This window comes from Maribacter dokdonensis DSW-8, from assembly GCF_001447995.1.
GTDB classification, from domain to species: domain Bacteria; phylum Bacteroidota; class Bacteroidia; order Flavobacteriales; family Flavobacteriaceae; genus Maribacter; species Maribacter dokdonensis.
In genome coordinates this window covers 814,500-829,796 of the sequence record NZ_LDPE01000001.1, presented here as the reverse complement: position 1 = coordinate 829,796, position 15,297 = coordinate 814,500, and the positions used below count along the sequence as shown (strand labels likewise).

Below are 15,297 nucleotides of genomic sequence, written 5' to 3'. Positions count from 1 at the left end.
CATTTAATTTTTATTTTTTTTCGAAAAGTAGGGTGACCTTTTTAAATGTTTGGTATTAACAATAAAACAATATATCATGAAACATTTAGAAAGTAGAGTAGAAGAGGAAAATTTAGTAATAACATGGAACGTAGAGGAGAAGCAATTAGAAAAATCTGCGACACTATGTTTTAAACATTCAAAACATTCTTTAAAAAGAGCCAACCAAAGAAATATTGATAGCAGAATTATATCTACTGTTATAGAATACGGAACAGAATTCTTTAAGCAAGGAATGATTTTTTATGTCCTAGGTAAAAACAGCCTGCCTAAAAACTCAATTCTTTATGGACTTAAAGAGTATCAGAATCTTATAGTAGTTGTAGCGGGAGATTCTAATACTATAATTACTTGTTACAGGTCTAAAAACCCATTTAAACATATAAAAAAGAAGCAAAAAAACATGGGGCGTATTCATTTTAATGCTGCTTAATTGAAAATAGGTCTAAATGTTATTCTATAAGTATAAATGGAGCCCAATAAAATGGTTCTGGATAATCTTTCTTTAATTCAATTTTTGAAGTTTTAAAGGCTTCGTATTTAGTCATGCCCTTTTCAATCCAATTGATATAAAAAAGCTCCATTAATTTTTGTGTAGTAGTGTCGTCTACTTTCCATAAACTCATGATAACACCTTTAGCACCTGCAATCATAAATGCTCTTTGAAGTCCATAAACTCCTTCTCCTATTTGATTATCGCCCAAACCTGTTTCACATGCACTTAAAACAACTAATTCTGTATTTCTAAGGTTTAGATTTTTAGCTTCTTCTGCTGTAAAGATTCCATTTTCCGAATCCAAATTAAATTTTTCACCATCAAGAGTATTTTGAGCGCCAGTAAATAGTAATCCTGATTTTAAGTACACATTGGATTCTATATAACTGGTTTTGATACCCATAAAGGAATCTTTTAAGTTAGTTTCCTTTTTAGAGTTGAGAAAATAACCATGCGTTGCAAGATGAAGTATTTTTGGAGAGTTAATATTTTTTAGGTTCTCCTCGGTAGCATTTTTTGAAGAGAATGTGTTAACATTATAATTCGACTTTTTTAAAATTTGTTGTATAGTGCTAATTTCTTTTTCTGTACCTGGTAAATAGCCAATATTTTCTTCGCCGGAGCTTTCTCTTAACAGATTAACTTCAGTATTTGAAATAAGAGTTTGGTAAGTTGAGAAATCTTTTTTTTCTAGTTCAAACTCTGGATTGCCAATTAATACGGCAGTTAAGACATCAATTTTATTGATGGATTTTTTTTCTATTAAACTTCTCGCACTAATTATTCTATTGATTTTTAAATAATCAATTACGTACTCATCCTTTTCGGTGTTAAAAAGAGACTCAGGGTTAATAGAGTTATAAATTCCATCCGTAACTAAATAAATACTTTCAACATCGCTTAATTCATCATCAATTGGTTTAAAAAATTTTGAGTAATTATCGGTGTCTATTTTGTATTTATTATTCCCATTTAAATATGTATTTAAGTCTTTTAGGTAGTTCTTTTCTAAATCATTAGAATCACTGATTAAAACAAACTTAGGAGCTTTATTTTTTTTAATAATAATAGCTCCATAATTAATAGAGTCTGTAAATTGATTGATAATATTTAATTTATCTTTTGTAGCACTTTTGGACTGCTTATTGATTCTAATAATTTCAACATAAGCATTTGTTAGTGTTAAATTATCTTTTATTTCGTCAATAAAGATTCTCTCATTTGTATGATCTGATTTTGATAAAAATTTCTCTATTTCTCTGTTTTTTTGTTCGAGTTGGTTTATTTCACTTAAAAAGTTCCCATTTTTTTGATTTTCATAGTATTTATTAATCAGCGTATTATTCTTCTTAAGTAAATTTAAATACTCAACGGATTGTTCATTTTGGATTAAATTTTTTGAGCTATTGTCGAATAGTAAATTCTTTAGATATAATCTGTGATTAATATATTTTATTAAAAACTCTTCCGTTTTATTAAGTAATAGATGAGAGTTTAAAAATTCAAATTCGTCAGTAAATTTGGAGTAAAGATTTTCACGTTCAATATCACTCAAAAGATGAAAGTAATCATTGTTGTCGTTGATGATTTTATCGAGACTTTTAAAAAGTAATCTTTTAGCTTCTTCTGTATTGCCCGTATTGAATTTTAATAAATAAATTAATTTTGAAATTTTTGTAATATCACCATTTTTTTCATAGTATTCTTCAAGTCTATTTATAGTAATTTCCACATTCATATTAATGAAATAATCACATAGAATTAAATTTAAGTCTCTTCCTTTTGACAGAGTTGGACCATAAATTCGTTGAGATGTAATGTAATTTTCTTTTGCTTTAAGGAATTTATCTTGCCAAAAGTAAAAATCACCTAAATAATGATGATAGTCAGCATATGCTACATCCATCATATTTGATTGTCCATCAATATATAACTTTGCTTTATCTAAACTCTCTTTTGCTTCTTCAATATTACCACTTAGCAAATGGGCATTACTATTAGTTAAAAGGCTGGCATAATAATTCATCGGATTCGCTGCCTTTCCTAATTTTTCACAAATAGTAATGGATTGTTGAGAGTATTTAATAGCATCCAACAAATTGTTTTTTAAGCCAGCTTCATTGGCCATTCCTTGCCAAAATTGAGCAGCTACCATTGTGTGCTCTAAATTATTATTATATATAATCTCTAAGGCTTTAACTGCAATTTCTACAGTTTGATTATCATTATTTAACGTGTTAGTTAGTAAAGGTAATATTACATATTCCAGTGTCTGAGGGTTATATTCTCCAAATGCCTTTTCAGCTATAGAAATAGTTTCGTAAATAGATTGTCTGGAGGTAGGTAAACCTAAAAAGGCTTCAGATAAGCTTTTGATTCTATAGAACATTAATTTCATATCAATATCCTCCGAGTATAGATTTTCGTTACAAATTTTTAGTGCCTTTAAAAAATCCTTAATAAAGAAAGAGAACTCTGCCGATAACATTTTGAGGTAAACTCTATGCTCATTATCTAACGAATTTTGGTTTTCATTTAATTCTTTAATTAATATGGTAATTTCACTTTCATCAAAAATTATACTTTTTTCAAATAGAGTTAGGGCAATGGAATATATGGTTAATAGTTCATTGTAATTTTGTTGTAATTTTAGAATCGCAGTATATTCAGTAAATTTTGTTTCAAATTGGCTAAATTCTTCAGCAATCACTAAATTTTTTAGTTCATCATAATAATCAATAGGGCTATTTTTAGATAAATTTAATTTTTCAAGTTCTTCATATTTATGTTCGTTTATATTGTCACCAATTTGATGATATGAAGAGCTTAATATACCATAAATCAAATTCAAATTATCGTCAGCTAATTCATTCGCATTAATTATTTCTAATGCTTTTTCCCCATATTTAATAGCCTCTAAATAATTGTCATTATATAGATAGTAAGAATTCATTAATTTGATATGAATTAATGAAAGTGTACTGGGAGAATCTATTTTATTTTTAATGTATAAGTCTAAATATTTTTCAAGAATGTCAATTTCTTTTTCTGGCATATTTGCATACTGATGTGCAGATACGTATGAAAAGTTAAACTCATTAAACGCAGTGCTTTTTTTGAGTTCAATATATTCTAATGCCCACTTTTCGGCATTTTCATAGTTTTCATTTTCCCAGTAATCAATAAGGCATAAGTTGTATAGTGAACCTTCGAAATTGCCAGTAAATTCTAAGTTATGGGATTTGCCAATTTCATAACAAGTTTTATAGTATTTGTAGGACTCGAGGTATTTTTCGTTTAATCGTAAATGCTCTCCATAGAAATAATATATTCTAATTAATTTTAAGTAGTTTATATTATTAGAACTTTTCCAAATACTTAAGGATTCGTCAAAAGATTTTATTGGACTTTCATTATGTAAATATTGTATTAGACCTTTTCTATACAGGAAATCTGCATATATAGTATCCGTGTTATGTCCGGTAATTTTTATATCTGTTTCAGCTAAAGAAAGAAATTCTTTAGCTCTAGAATAATTATTAATTCTAAAATTACTAATTATAGAATCTGAATACTTGTGCCAGTCCTGGGCGTAGCCAAGTTTTACAATACAGAAAAAAGCAGTAACGGTAAGAATTAATTTTAGCTTCATTCAATTACAGGTTATTATTTAAATTCATTCTAATAATATGAATTTTTGGAAAATCATAATTTTAGTTGTTTCCAAATGGCATCGGCTTTATCTTTCTGATCTAAAGAGTAGTATGATATAGCAGATATTCTTAATGCTTCTTTGCTTTTGCGCTCTTTTGCAGGGAGCTCTCTTATTTTACCAAGAGATGCCATTGGGTTGTCTAATAGTTCAAATACGCAGGCTAAATTGATATAACCTTTGGTGTAACTTTCATCTAAACTTATTGCTTTTTCAAAATCTCTTTGAGCAAGTTTCAACAACGCAATTATATCAGCATTAGATATTTCATATAGATTTCTTGAGCTACTAGGTTGGTTTAATCTACTAATTTTATCTAAAGCTAATGGGTAGCTAAAACGATTAGGATATTTTGCTGATAATCTATTTATGGGTATAAAAGATAGTGCCTTTAATGTTCGGCTTACACCAAGATTATTGTAATTTTCACGTGAGGGAAAATAATTGTTTAAAGTTTTAAAATTATCAATAGCTCCATCGTAATCTCCTTTTTTAATAGAAGCTAAACCTTTTAAGAAAAGAGTATTAAGTTTACTAGCTTTTATCTCAGCTACTAAACTTATATCTTTTCTTTCCTGTTTAGTTGGGTAACCTTCTATATTTTCACTTAGCTGATATTCGCTATAGATTACATCTAATAATTTTGGGTAGATGTTAAAGGGCTTATAACCTGCAATACAAGAATAGAATAAACCTTTGTGGTCAGCTTCAGTTTCTAAGGCTAGTTTTTCATTTTTACTCAATGATTTTAATTTGCCACTTAAATAAGTGTTGTTTTTTCTAATCGCAAACGCAAAATCAGTACAAAATGTATGGTCGTCATAATAATGAGCAAGTTCATGGGATAGAATAATAGAAAGAGCACTTGAGCTATCTTTTCCAAACTGGCTACAGATTTGAATTAAATTATTATCTACTCTAATGGTCGGTGTAGGAGACGCAAAATATATTGCTGGAGTTTTTTGCTTTCCTGTTGATATAATCTTAAGTTTTGGTGAAGTTTTAGAGTTTCCATAAGCAGAAACAAGTTGGTGGAAAACTTCCGTAATTTGGTCAGTGCTAGATAAATCTTCTTGGGCAATAGTAAAATTGCAATAGAAAAAAGTAAATATTAAAATGATTAATTTATTCATTTATAAAAATTATTTTTTCTAATTGCTCAGTAATATTATTATCATTAATTACTTTCATGTTTACTGGATCTGTATGTAATTTAAGTTCATAAAAATTATCGTTGAATTTTAAATATTTATTCTCCTCATCTAGTTGAATGATTTTTATTTCTGGCGAATCTATTTCAGTGTAGATTATTAATGTTTTTCCATCAAATAGATAATCATTATCTAATATATCCTTTTTAGGTTTGTTTTGTTTTGAGGGGTTTTCGAAAATAAGTCTTATTTTATGATCATTTGATGAATTCGAATAGCCTAAACCTTTATCTGAAATAACTTGAATTGATTGAAAAGATAATTGTTCATATTTTTTTATTGGAGGGTCACTAAATTTGTTGTTATTTTTATTGAAGTAAAATATACCTATTGCTAAAATTACGCATGCTGCTACAGCATATTTAATAATTGATAAGTTGATTACTTTACCCTTTGGATTTATTTTTTTATACTCGCTTTTGTAATCAATTGCAGGTTCATTTACTAATGTTTCATTTTCTAAATTTCCTACATTATAATCAGTATAATTTTTATCTTTATTAAGTTCTATATCCCATTTATTAAACTTAACCTTTAAATCTTCACGACCTTTTTTTTTAATAGCATTTTCAATATCATTATCAGATAATAGAAAATCTACATGCTCCGCAAGATTGGGTAGTTTATTTATAATTCTATTACGCTCTACTTTAGTTATTACATTTTTAAAAACATTGTAAAATTCTACTTTCTCTTTAAATATAGAATTAGTTTCATTGTTTAATATTTCATAATCGGAATTAGAACTATCTAAAACAAATTGTTCAGCCATTTGATTGGCAAATTCATCATATAATTCTGATAACTGTGTAATTAATATCTCTGGGTCTTTTGGTTCTAGTTTATAAATTTCAGTGTATACTAGTTTCGCGTCTTTTTCATAAAATAAAAAAGCATTTGTTATGGATGACCAATCTATATTCTGTGGAAATGTTTCAAAATAATCCTTTAATATGGGCGAGAAAATTTCTTTAACTATCTCTTTTGTTTTACTATCCATTTTGATAATTTATTGCTAGTTTCTGCAATCTTTTTTGACATTTATACTTCTGGTTTTTAGTATTCGAACTGTTACTATAACCAAAATGTGTAGTTAATTCTTCAACTGATTTCTTATGGTACCAAAATAAAGTGAGCAGTTCGTAACAATTACCTCCGGCTTTTTCAATAGCCTTTAAAGCTCTTTCTATTGCGTTAAATTGTGTTTCTTCGGACTGCTCTATGGGTTGTAAACTATCTTGAATAGAGTTGTCATAATTCAACTTGTCAACAATAATCTCAAAGTTATTATCGTGATTTACCTTTTTTTTATCAGATCTGAATTTATTTAATATTTGAAATCGACAAACAGAATTTAAATAAGTTTGAATAGTAGATGTTAACTGAAAATCATCATTTACTATATTTTCATATAAAATGATGATGGCTTCTTGAAAAATATCGTTCAAATCATCAGAGCTTGTCTTAGGAAACATATTTCTCAAAAATGAAATACAATAATCTTTATTGTTTTTATAAATGTAGCCAAGGTAGTCGTGGTCTTCCTTAATTAATTCTATTAACTCTTTATCAGACATTATAGATTTATTTTATTTGTAATCGTAATTGTTCAATATTTTGAACGTGATAGCAAATTAAATAAATCATTCTACTTATGACTGAAGAATTTTATTTTATTAGAGTTCTTTCATAATTAACCTCTAAATAATTAAAAATTGATACTCTCATTTTCAAAGATTCTATAAATCAATATCTGGGTCTAGTAGTTTCTAATAGCATATTAGCTTTTGCAATTTGAGGTAAATTAACAATAGCATGGTCACTACTACTCAACAGTTTTTTGTACTGATTCATTTTTAATAGAGTAGAATAATCTTTAAAAGATTCTATTTCTTCATCTACAGATTTTTTACTCGTTGTTTTTACTATAACAACGATAAATTCTAGCATAAAAATGAAGCAAGTAAACAAAATATAAACTTTTTTTAGATTTGAATCTTCATCAATTAACTCATTGAGCGCTTTGATTTTTATCAAAAGCCCATCAGCATTAAAATTAATACTAGCTTGATTTAATTTATCACTTAGGTTTAGTTCTTTTGATGCTTTAATATTTTGCAACTCTCTTTCTTGTTGTAAATATTTTTTAAGCGATGTCTCAGCTATTAGTCCAAGTTTTGTGGCAACTGCTCCATTTCCACTTAAGCCACTACTATTACCTTTTTTACCTTGTAGCTCGTCAACGTATTTTTTTTGTGCTTTCTGTGAGTCATGATACGCTCTTTCTACAAGTAGTGCTTTATTATCTAAATCAGTTGAGTGCAATATTTGAAAATCTTGTTCTATGGAATCTAAATATTCAAGTTTATAATTATTTATTTTATTGTCAATGTCATTCTTGAAAATTGCAATATCTAAAGTAACTGCACCTAGGCTAGCAATTATAAAACCAAGAAGTATTCTGAATATTAATATAATCCATCCACCACCAGATAGTATTATCGTTCTTTCTATTAGATATACTAAGAAAGCAGATATTATACCTATAGTAATGGCTAAAGGTAAATTATGGTTCATCGTTATTTTGCTAGTCAAAAAACCTGTTATAAACCATAGAATTACTGGTATCATTAAACAAGTAGCTAAAAGCTTAACCTTACGTTTACTTGATGGTTGAAAATTCGAAACGTTGCTGTAATTTTCGCCAATAATGGCTGAGGATAGTTTTAACATCTTTTAATTATTTTTTATTAATAGGTTTTCCATGTCTAAATGACTTTTTAATCCAGAAGTAAAGCCTTGGCGATAGTTATGTATAGCAGACATTACAAGACCTTCACCTTCTGCAGAATAAATCTTTTCTTGATTAAAATTTAAATTTTCTTCGGTTAAGAATTCTATTTGGTTTTCAATTTTCTCTTTTAACTCTTTAGAAATATCCGCTACTTCTATGGCAGTATTTTTAAGCTTAAGAATATTTTCGCTGTTTTTATTCATTAATTGATTTAGAATATTTCGAAAATCTGATTTAATAATTTTTATTCTTGACTGGGCAGCTTCATTTGAGTGCATAGTGAAACCTTCAGTAACACCTAACTGATAAAAGTCCTTATCTAAATATTGTGTAATTAAATTTACTGATTCTTTCTGTTGTTCTTTTTCATCAAGATACTGTTCCTCTATAAATAAGTCCTTAGACGGGAACGTGTTGGAATTTGATGGTTGTGTTGTTTTAGTTAAGTTCATTTCTAATTCTGGTTTTTGATCTGTTTTAAATCTGAAGATGTTTTTTAAAATGCTCATTTTATTTATTTTTTATATTGATTACAGGAACTTTAAATATAGTATGTCCATTGTGATGACATTTTTCACAGAGAGTTATTAAGTATTTATTATTATACTCCCAAGGATTAATAAATTTCTTTAGATTTTGATTGAAATGATATTGTCTATGATGTACTTGTAGGTTTTTGTTGCTAGTGCAATTTTGACATTGATTTTTGTCGCGGCTCAAAATCAAATTTCTCTTTTTCTTCCATTGAGGGGTTTTTAAAAGGTTCTGATATGTGTTAAATTGAATAATACTTTTGTTCTCTGCTGTATTCATTTTTTTTTAGAATTATGGTTTGTTTTATAGTTAATAGCAGATTTATTAAAAGGTAACCCTTGATATTATTTTATTTTTTTTTAAACATGAAAAAGAAGAATTATAATCAAGTAATGCGCTGTTAATTTTTTTAGAAAAATGACTAGTAATAAATAAGGTTAAGTGATGGTTTTAAAATGGCAGTACCTAGGGTTGTTAGGATGGGTAATGGTTGATGTATGGTGTGGCGAAGGGTAGCACTTAGGGTAAGCTAGGGTAGGTGATGGTTGTTTCACGGTAGAACTTAGGGTAGGCTAGGGTAATTGATGGATATATCAGGGTAGAATTTATAGTAGGCTATGGTGGGTGATGGTTATTTAAGTATAATACATTGGGTAGGCTTGGGTTGGTGATGGTTGTTTTAGGATGGAACTTAGGGTAGGCAATAGTTTTCGAACGTGAAAACTAGGTAGGCTCTGTTCGCTAGAAAGAAATTGTAAAAAATTGTGTAACGCACATAGTTATAAAATTATGAATTTAAAGTTTTATATCTTTTTGTCGAATTGTTGAATAATACCTTGAGGGTAATGAGATAAGGAGTTTTAAAATAAACTTTAAGTCAACAACTTGTCAACATGCAAAATATTGATATGTTATTGATTGTCGATTCATTGTTGACTAAAAGTTGTGTTCTAAGTATTTGGCGTACATAGTTTTAAAATTTAATTCAACATTGCAACAGCTATTATTGTATCGATTCTTCTAAATCTTTCTTCAAGAAGGTGAAATATCTACCTTTTGACTTATCTGCTACAACAATATATTCATTTTTGTTATTCAATATTAGACTGTACTTGCTGTATGAGCCATTAGTGCTGGTTAGCCCGAATTTTGTCCTTAATGCATCTGAAATTTTAAAAGTAGATGTTCTTATATTATTTTTTGAGAGTTTGTCTACTAAATCACCAAGTGAATAACTTATCTCATCAACTTCATACTTTATAAAATCATCTAAAATGATCTCTTGTATTTCTTTATCTAAATACGTTCTATTTCCATTAACTAGTTTTTCTAAAGCCGTGGTATGTATTTGCTGTTTTGTAAACCACATTCTAGTTTTATTTGGCGAGGAAATTTTACGTTTGTTTAAATGGTCGATAAAATGTGGCAACTCTAAACGGAGTTTGTCTAAATATTTTGGGTCTCCGTTAACCTGTGGTAGGGTGTGTACTTTAATCACCCAATATCTAATTTCCTTTTCATCAACCTGTATAAAATTTGTCTCATTATTAGAACATAATATGAATTTACCGATGAAGAAAGATTCTACTTTGTCTACACCTTTGGATTCTGTCTTGTAGCTAACTGCAGTAGAAAGGTTTTTAATACGTTCACTATCCTCTTTTTTGTCCAGGAGTACTTCATCAACTGCAACTATTGATTTAGACGCCCAATCGGCATTGAACCGACTTCTAAAGTCTTCATTTTTATTAATGGTCATATTGCCTTGGAAAATGAGTTTTAGCCAGTTTAGAAATGTTGTCTTGCCGGTATGTCGCTCATCGCTGACAAGACATAGAATGGGGAGTATCTGTGTGGGATAACGCCATATAATGGTTAAATAATCCAAACCTATTTCTAATTGCTCTCCAAAAATATGTGTTAGGAAATTTATGGTCTCAGTGAAATCTCCCGGTTTAGGTTTTATATCTATTTCCTCATACTGATTGTAAAAATTCTTAATTTCTTGCTGATAGTTTGTATGTGAAGGAATAAAACAAAAGCCGTCATACTTTTTAATACTACTCAATGCATCTCTGCCTTCGTCAGTAATGATTTCTGATTTCTTCCATTTTTTAATGGTTTTTAAACTATCACCACTAAATAATGGGATTTCAACAATTTTATAATATTCAGTGCCAATGCGTATGTATGTTGGCTTTTCTTTAAGTTGTATATTCATAATTTTGAAAAATTTCTTTTTATTAATGCTCTGTTAGGTGTATCGGTTATTGCAAAGTCTAAATTCAATTGAAATCCTGTCAAGCTATTGTCTAATCGAAACAACCTGTCCATTTCTTTTTGAATTTCCGACCATCCAAATCTTGGATTAAATTTTACTAGACCGATAATTATATCGAATCTTTTAAGACACCAGTCAAAGAATAGGTTAGCTTCAACATCCAAGGGGTATTTAGTTTTATTAAATTCGATTTGAGATGTAATTTGTCTTAATTGAATTTCAATGTTTTCAATTGAAAAGCCGTGTTGCTGAAAAAATGAATTCATAATCTCTTGTATTTAAGTGATTTGATTTCGGTAAGGGATTTTTCAAGCTCAGAAGCATCAATAAGCACTCTTCTGCCAATTTTATCGCCTTTTAAGTAACCTTTTTTGATCCAGTTTCTAATAGTTAAATCAGTAACATTAAATTTCGTCGCTGCTTCTTTAACAGTGTATTTCCTCTTAGGAGGGTTTAACTGTTCGCTCATAAATTTTTTCAGCTGTGTAAATTGGGCATCAACAGATTTATTAATCATAAATGCCAATTCTTCGGTTGTAGTAACTACAATTTTTTTCATTCTTTTTATTTTAAAATGCTTGCAGCAAAGATTTTAAAGAATGAGAAGAGGGAAAAAGGAGGAAAAGTTAATTATTGAAAAATATTAAATATCTGTAAATGAATACGTTGTGTTGTTTTTGGAATGCTTTTTTTAAAATATAATGAGGGGGAACTCAGGATGTTAAAATAAAATTGAGTAAAAACATTATTTATTTATACTTGCTGGCAATATTTAGTACTAATTCTTCTATTTCTTTTACTCTTAAAGTTTTCGGTACAGAACCAGTTTTATAAGACCTTATATAGTTTTCTTTGAAATAAGTGTTTATTTGAACGTTGTCAATTGTAAATTTTCGAGCAATGCTGTTGTGATACTTACTTTTTTTTCCTTTAAATTCTTCTAAGAAAAAAGGCTCGATTTTGGCTAGTATAAATCCTAAATCATTTTTGGTGAGAACAATAGATTGAAGGTTAATTTTATTTAAACTATAGTAATCCATATAATCAGCGAAACAACTCCAATTAATATTAATGCAATTCATTTTTTGTAAATAGTCGAAAAGTGCCTTTAGAGAAGGATAATTATCTCCCCACATTAATTTTTTAAACTGATTAACCGGAACGTAATCTATTTCACGTACCAAAGTTTCATATTGCTTTTTATGAAAATTACTATCCTTTAAAGTGTCTTTAAGTTTGCGAATAATAGATAAAACTTCATCTACGTTTTTCGCTTTTAGTTCGTCTTTTATAAATTCAATTTGTAATCTTAGTTTGCCATTTTCGATAAAAATTTCATTGTACTTATTTTGGTTTAGTTCAATTTTTTCTAGTAATGCCTCATTCATTTTACTTTGTCCTTCTATATCAATTTTAAGTATCGTATTTTCAAGGACTATTTTAGCGATGTCCTTTAAGTTATTTACTTTTTTTTGTTCGTTGTCCATTATTTGTTTTTAGTTATTCCAAACAGAAGACATAAAATCATTTTTATCTTCCTCGTTAGGTTTGTAGTATTTATTAAAAATCTCTAGGCTCTTATGCCCTGTAAATTCCATGATAATTTTATCAGGAATTTTTTTGTTTTTCATAATAGTAATGAAACTTCTACGGGCTGTGTGGCTAGATATTCTGTCGCAAAACCTTATGTCTTCCTCAATTATTTTATTACCAATTTTTGTGGTTTTCTTTATTTTCTCTTTATATGAGTCATCTACATCCCCAATTGCTTCTTTGATGTAAACATTAAATTTTTGACTTGAAATTACAGGTAGTTGATAGTTATATTTTTCAAGTATAGCTTTTGATATTTTGTTTAGGGGGATTTTTAGTTGTTTATTTTGGTCCTTGTTGTCTATAACTGATATACAATTATCAATTATATCTTTTGCTCTCACTTTTGAATAATTACCGTATCTCATTCCGGTAGAACACCCAAACACAAATAAATCTCTTACTTTTTCTAATTTTTTATTTTTAGAAAAGTCTTTCTCATAAATCTGATTAACCTGGTCCATCGTTAATGCTACTTCATCCGTGACAAAAGCAGTAGGTGTTTTGAAACTTTTGAATGCTATATTATGGGTGTATGCATTCTCAAAAGCCCAGTTTAAAAAAGTTTTTAATAAACCCACATTTCTTCTAAGCGTATTTGAGGAATGATTTTTAATGGTGATACAATAGTCTAGAAATAGATTATAAACATTTTTGTCAAACTTATTTAAGTTTAAATTTTTCTTTAAATGATTTTGAAAACTTATAAATAAATCTTTATTATATTCATACCTTTTAATTGTGCTTGAAGTATTTGCATCTCCCGATTTATCATTCCTTTTAGATTCTAAGAAAATTTCATAGACTTCGAAGAATCTATTTGATTTGGGCTTAGTTTTTTTGAAGTGATTGTCAAAATGATTTCTGGTAGTTTCTATATCTAAAGGCTCGTTAATATTCTTGTACCTGCCAACAAGGTCTAAAAAGTAACTAGAGTATCTGTCTAATTGTTGCTTTATAGTTCTATGTCTTTCAGCTTCGCTTGACCTACCTGTGGTGTTATTAGGAATTCTCAACTTGAAGTCCCATTCTTTTGGGTTAATTTTTTCGCCAGTAGAATAAACAAATTTTCTTCCCTCATCTTTAAAATAAGTGGAAAAGAAAATGGGGGTGTCACTTGTTGATTTCGAATTTTTAAGATTAAATGTATATCTCATATTACGTTATTAGGTGACAGTTTAGGTGACAGTAAAGATATATTTAATTATGTTTTTAGCTTATAATTAAGATATAAAAATTTTGAATAATCATTGGTATGCCCTGTATTTATTAATATTAAGCATGTTTTAGTGTAAAAAGGTTCAATAACCTCTTTCTCCGCAGAAAAGCCCCGTAAGCTAATGTTTACGGGGCTTTGTTTTTTTGCTATAACTATATCATTGTTACTTGCCAATATAACTATTCTTAAAGTTATAATTTTATTGATGTCAATAGTATAGTGTTTCTTTTTTCAACTACTACTTTTCATATAATATATAGGGCTACATAGGTGTTTTTTGTTCTTTAGAAAATACCTGCTAGCGTTTGTAAAGGTTAAATAATGTTGTTGTTATCTATTATTTAATGATTCTCTTTCTTTTAATTCTTACAAATAAATACTTAAGAAAAAATAGAAAAATCTTACAAGTTAATTTTCTGTAGATGGTTTTGACAACAAATATGCAAAAATTGGGTTTAAGGGTGTATAGCTGAAATGCGTTGAAATACATTGCTTTATCGATGAACAGACACACGTAAAATTAGATTACACCACAAAAAAAACAAAGTTGACAACAATTAGTATAATAATAACAATTATAAAATTCATTTTTGACAATCATTAAATGTTATATTTTCTTACAAAGTGATTAGTAATTAATTACATACTGTAAAAAAATGTCTTAAAAAATAATTATTGTCATGAAATCAACCAATGTAATCGTAATCAATCTTTTGGGGTCTTTAAGGAATCTTCTTGCAGCCTTATTCATCATTTTTCTTATTAACCTGAGTAATGCTCAATCAGTTGGTATTAATACGTTAACCCCAGACCCATCTGCCGCATTGGACATCCAATCAACAACAGGAGGTTTGCTTATTCCTAGGATGACTACTGCCCAAATTGATGCCTTGGTTAATCCTGCTGATGGATTAATGGTGTACAATTCTGATATAGATAATAGTGTGATGTTTGTACAAGGTACGGCATTTGAATTATACAATAGAACAACCACATCGGCGGTAACTATTTTATCAGGTATAACACCTACAGGTTGGGTAGATCTCAGCGGAATTGTGCCAACCGACTTGCTAGGTAGGGATATTTACAGATTTCAAATGGACTTTACGGATGTTAGGGAAGTTAGGGTTATTGCTAATGTTACCGGACTAACGCTTTCTACTGGCACATTGGATATTGCCATGCAGTATTCTACTGATAATGGAGCAAATTGGGAATACTTGGACAGTGTAGGTTTTGGACCTGGATTTTCGATATCTACTGATGGATTGATTTCTACTGCATGGACAGAAATAGACTCAGGAGCAAGACAAGATGTGCAACTAAGGCTAGTAGGAACTACCACGGGGCTACTTACTTTACAAGTAGGTTTTGGTTTGGTAATGGTTGAAATGAGATAACAACCAAATTTATTTCAA

At 28.7% G+C, this 15,297-nt stretch carries 13 protein-coding genes; 2 read left to right on the top strand and 11 right to left on the bottom strand.

Translation table 11 applies throughout. The annotated features are described in order from the left end of the window. Positions 1 to 76 precede the first annotated feature (76 nt). Positions 77 to 472 (top strand): DUF4258 domain-containing protein, encoded by a 396-nt coding sequence (locus tag I600_RS03795; protein WP_058103165.1) that lies wholly within the window; start codon positions 77 to 79, stop codon positions 470 to 472. Positions 473 to 491: 19 nt separating this feature from the next. On the opposite strand, the gene I600_RS03790 is transcribed toward I600_RS03795, so the two are convergent. From I600_RS03790 to I600_RS03735, 11 genes are all read right to left on the bottom strand, one after another. Then, on the bottom strand, positions 492 to 4,187 hold the full coding sequence (locus tag I600_RS03790; RefSeq protein ID WP_058103164.1) for a CHAT domain-containing protein: 3,696 nt from the start codon (positions 4,185 to 4,187) through the stop codon (positions 492 to 494). 53 nt (positions 4,188 to 4,240) lie between these two features. Next, positions 4,241 to 5,380 carry a hypothetical protein gene (locus tag I600_RS03785; protein ID WP_058103163.1) on the bottom strand — a complete coding sequence of 380 codons (1,140 nt, stop codon included), beginning with the start codon at positions 5,378 to 5,380 and terminating at the stop codon, positions 4,241 to 4,243. Next, positions 5,373 to 6,458: a hypothetical protein gene (locus I600_RS03780; RefSeq protein WP_058103162.1), complete on the bottom strand. Its 1,086-nt coding sequence runs from the start codon at positions 6,456 to 6,458 to the stop codon at positions 5,373 to 5,375. Before I600_RS03780 ends, I600_RS03785 begins: the two co-directional genes overlap by 8 nt. Then, a complete protein-coding gene (locus I600_RS03775; protein ID WP_058103161.1) occupies positions 6,451 to 7,035 on the bottom strand; it encodes an RNA polymerase sigma factor in 585 nt (194 codons plus the stop codon). Before I600_RS03775 ends, I600_RS03780 begins: the two co-directional genes overlap by 8 nt. A 169-nt stretch (positions 7,036 to 7,204) precedes the next feature. Beyond that, the gene (locus tag I600_RS03770; RefSeq protein WP_058103160.1) at positions 7,205 to 8,191 is read right to left on the bottom strand and encodes a DUF4407 domain-containing protein; all 987 of its coding nucleotides are present in this window, start codon (positions 8,189 to 8,191) and stop codon (positions 7,205 to 7,207) included. A 3-nt stretch (positions 8,192 to 8,194) separates the two neighbouring features. After that, positions 8,195 to 8,761 carry a hypothetical protein gene (locus I600_RS03765; RefSeq protein WP_058103159.1) on the bottom strand — a complete coding sequence of 189 codons (567 nt, stop codon included), beginning with the start codon at positions 8,759 to 8,761 and terminating at the stop codon, positions 8,195 to 8,197. Positions 8,762 to 9,789: 1,028 nt separating this feature from the next. Beyond that, positions 9,790 to 11,007: a primase-helicase family protein gene (locus I600_RS03755; RefSeq protein ID WP_058103157.1), complete on the bottom strand. Its 1,218-nt coding sequence runs from the start codon at positions 11,005 to 11,007 to the stop codon at positions 9,790 to 9,792. Beyond that, positions 11,004 to 11,333, bottom strand: coding sequence for a hypothetical protein (locus I600_RS03750; RefSeq protein WP_058103156.1), 330 nt, complete (start codon positions 11,331 to 11,333; stop codon positions 11,004 to 11,006). Before I600_RS03750 ends, I600_RS03755 begins: the two co-directional genes overlap by 4 nt. Next, on the bottom strand, positions 11,330 to 11,626 hold the full coding sequence (locus tag I600_RS03745) for a helix-turn-helix domain-containing protein (RefSeq protein WP_058103155.1): 297 nt from the start codon (positions 11,624 to 11,626) through the stop codon (positions 11,330 to 11,332). Before I600_RS03745 ends, I600_RS03750 begins: the two co-directional genes overlap by 4 nt. Positions 11,627 to 11,816: 190 nt before the next feature. Beyond that, positions 11,817 to 12,554 carry a hypothetical protein gene (locus I600_RS03740; RefSeq protein WP_058103154.1) on the bottom strand — a complete coding sequence of 246 codons (738 nt, stop codon included), beginning with the start codon at positions 12,552 to 12,554 and terminating at the stop codon, positions 11,817 to 11,819. A 9-nt stretch (positions 12,555 to 12,563) separates the two neighbouring features. Next, on the bottom strand, positions 12,564 to 13,817 hold the full coding sequence (locus I600_RS03735; protein WP_058103153.1) for a tyrosine-type recombinase/integrase: 1,254 nt from the start codon (positions 13,815 to 13,817) through the stop codon (positions 12,564 to 12,566). A 742-nt stretch (positions 13,818 to 14,559) separates the two neighbouring features. Between I600_RS03735 and I600_RS03730 the strand changes: the two genes are divergently transcribed. Next, positions 14,560 to 15,279, top strand: coding sequence for a hypothetical protein (locus I600_RS03730; RefSeq protein ID WP_058103152.1), 720 nt, complete (start codon positions 14,560 to 14,562; stop codon positions 15,277 to 15,279). Positions 15,280 to 15,297 lie beyond the last annotated feature (18 nt).

Bases quoted from the DNA above. Each gene is read 5' to 3' on its own strand.
- I600_RS03775 (WP_058103161.1), bottom strand. From the start codon at position 7,035: ATGTCTGATAAAGAGTTAATAGAATTAATTAAGGAAGACCACGACTAC.
- I600_RS03740 (WP_058103154.1), bottom strand. From the start codon at position 12,554: ATGGACAACGAACAAAAAAAAGTAAATAACTTAAAGGACATCGCTAAA.
- I600_RS03745 (WP_058103155.1), bottom strand. From the start codon at position 11,626: ATGAAAAAAATTGTAGTTACTACAACCGAAGAATTGGCATTTATGATT.
- I600_RS03755 (WP_058103157.1), bottom strand. From the start codon at position 11,007: ATGAATATACAACTTAAAGAAAAGCCAACATACATACGCATTGGCACT.
- I600_RS03765 (WP_058103159.1), bottom strand. From the start codon at position 8,761: ATGAGCATTTTAAAAAACATCTTCAGATTTAAAACAGATCAAAAACCA.
- I600_RS03780 (WP_058103162.1), bottom strand. From the start codon at position 6,458: ATGGATAGTAAAACAAAAGAGATAGTTAAAGAAATTTTCTCGCCCATA.
- I600_RS03750 (WP_058103156.1), bottom strand. From the start codon at position 11,333: ATGAATTCATTTTTTCAGCAACACGGCTTTTCAATTGAAAACATTGAA.
- I600_RS03770 (WP_058103160.1), bottom strand. From the start codon at position 8,191: ATGTTAAAACTATCCTCAGCCATTATTGGCGAAAATTACAGCAACGTT.
- I600_RS03730 (WP_058103152.1), top strand. From the start codon at position 14,560: ATGAAATCAACCAATGTAATCGTAATCAATCTTTTGGGGTCTTTAAGG.
- I600_RS03795 (WP_058103165.1), top strand. From the start codon at position 77: ATGAAACATTTAGAAAGTAGAGTAGAAGAGGAAAATTTAGTAATAACA.
- I600_RS03785 (WP_058103163.1), bottom strand. From the start codon at position 5,380: ATGAATAAATTAATCATTTTAATATTTACTTTTTTCTATTGCAATTTT.
- I600_RS03735 (WP_058103153.1), bottom strand. From the start codon at position 13,817: ATGAGATATACATTTAATCTTAAAAATTCGAAATCAACAAGTGACACC.
- I600_RS03790 (WP_058103164.1), bottom strand. From the start codon at position 4,187: ATGAAGCTAAAATTAATTCTTACCGTTACTGCTTTTTTCTGTATTGTA.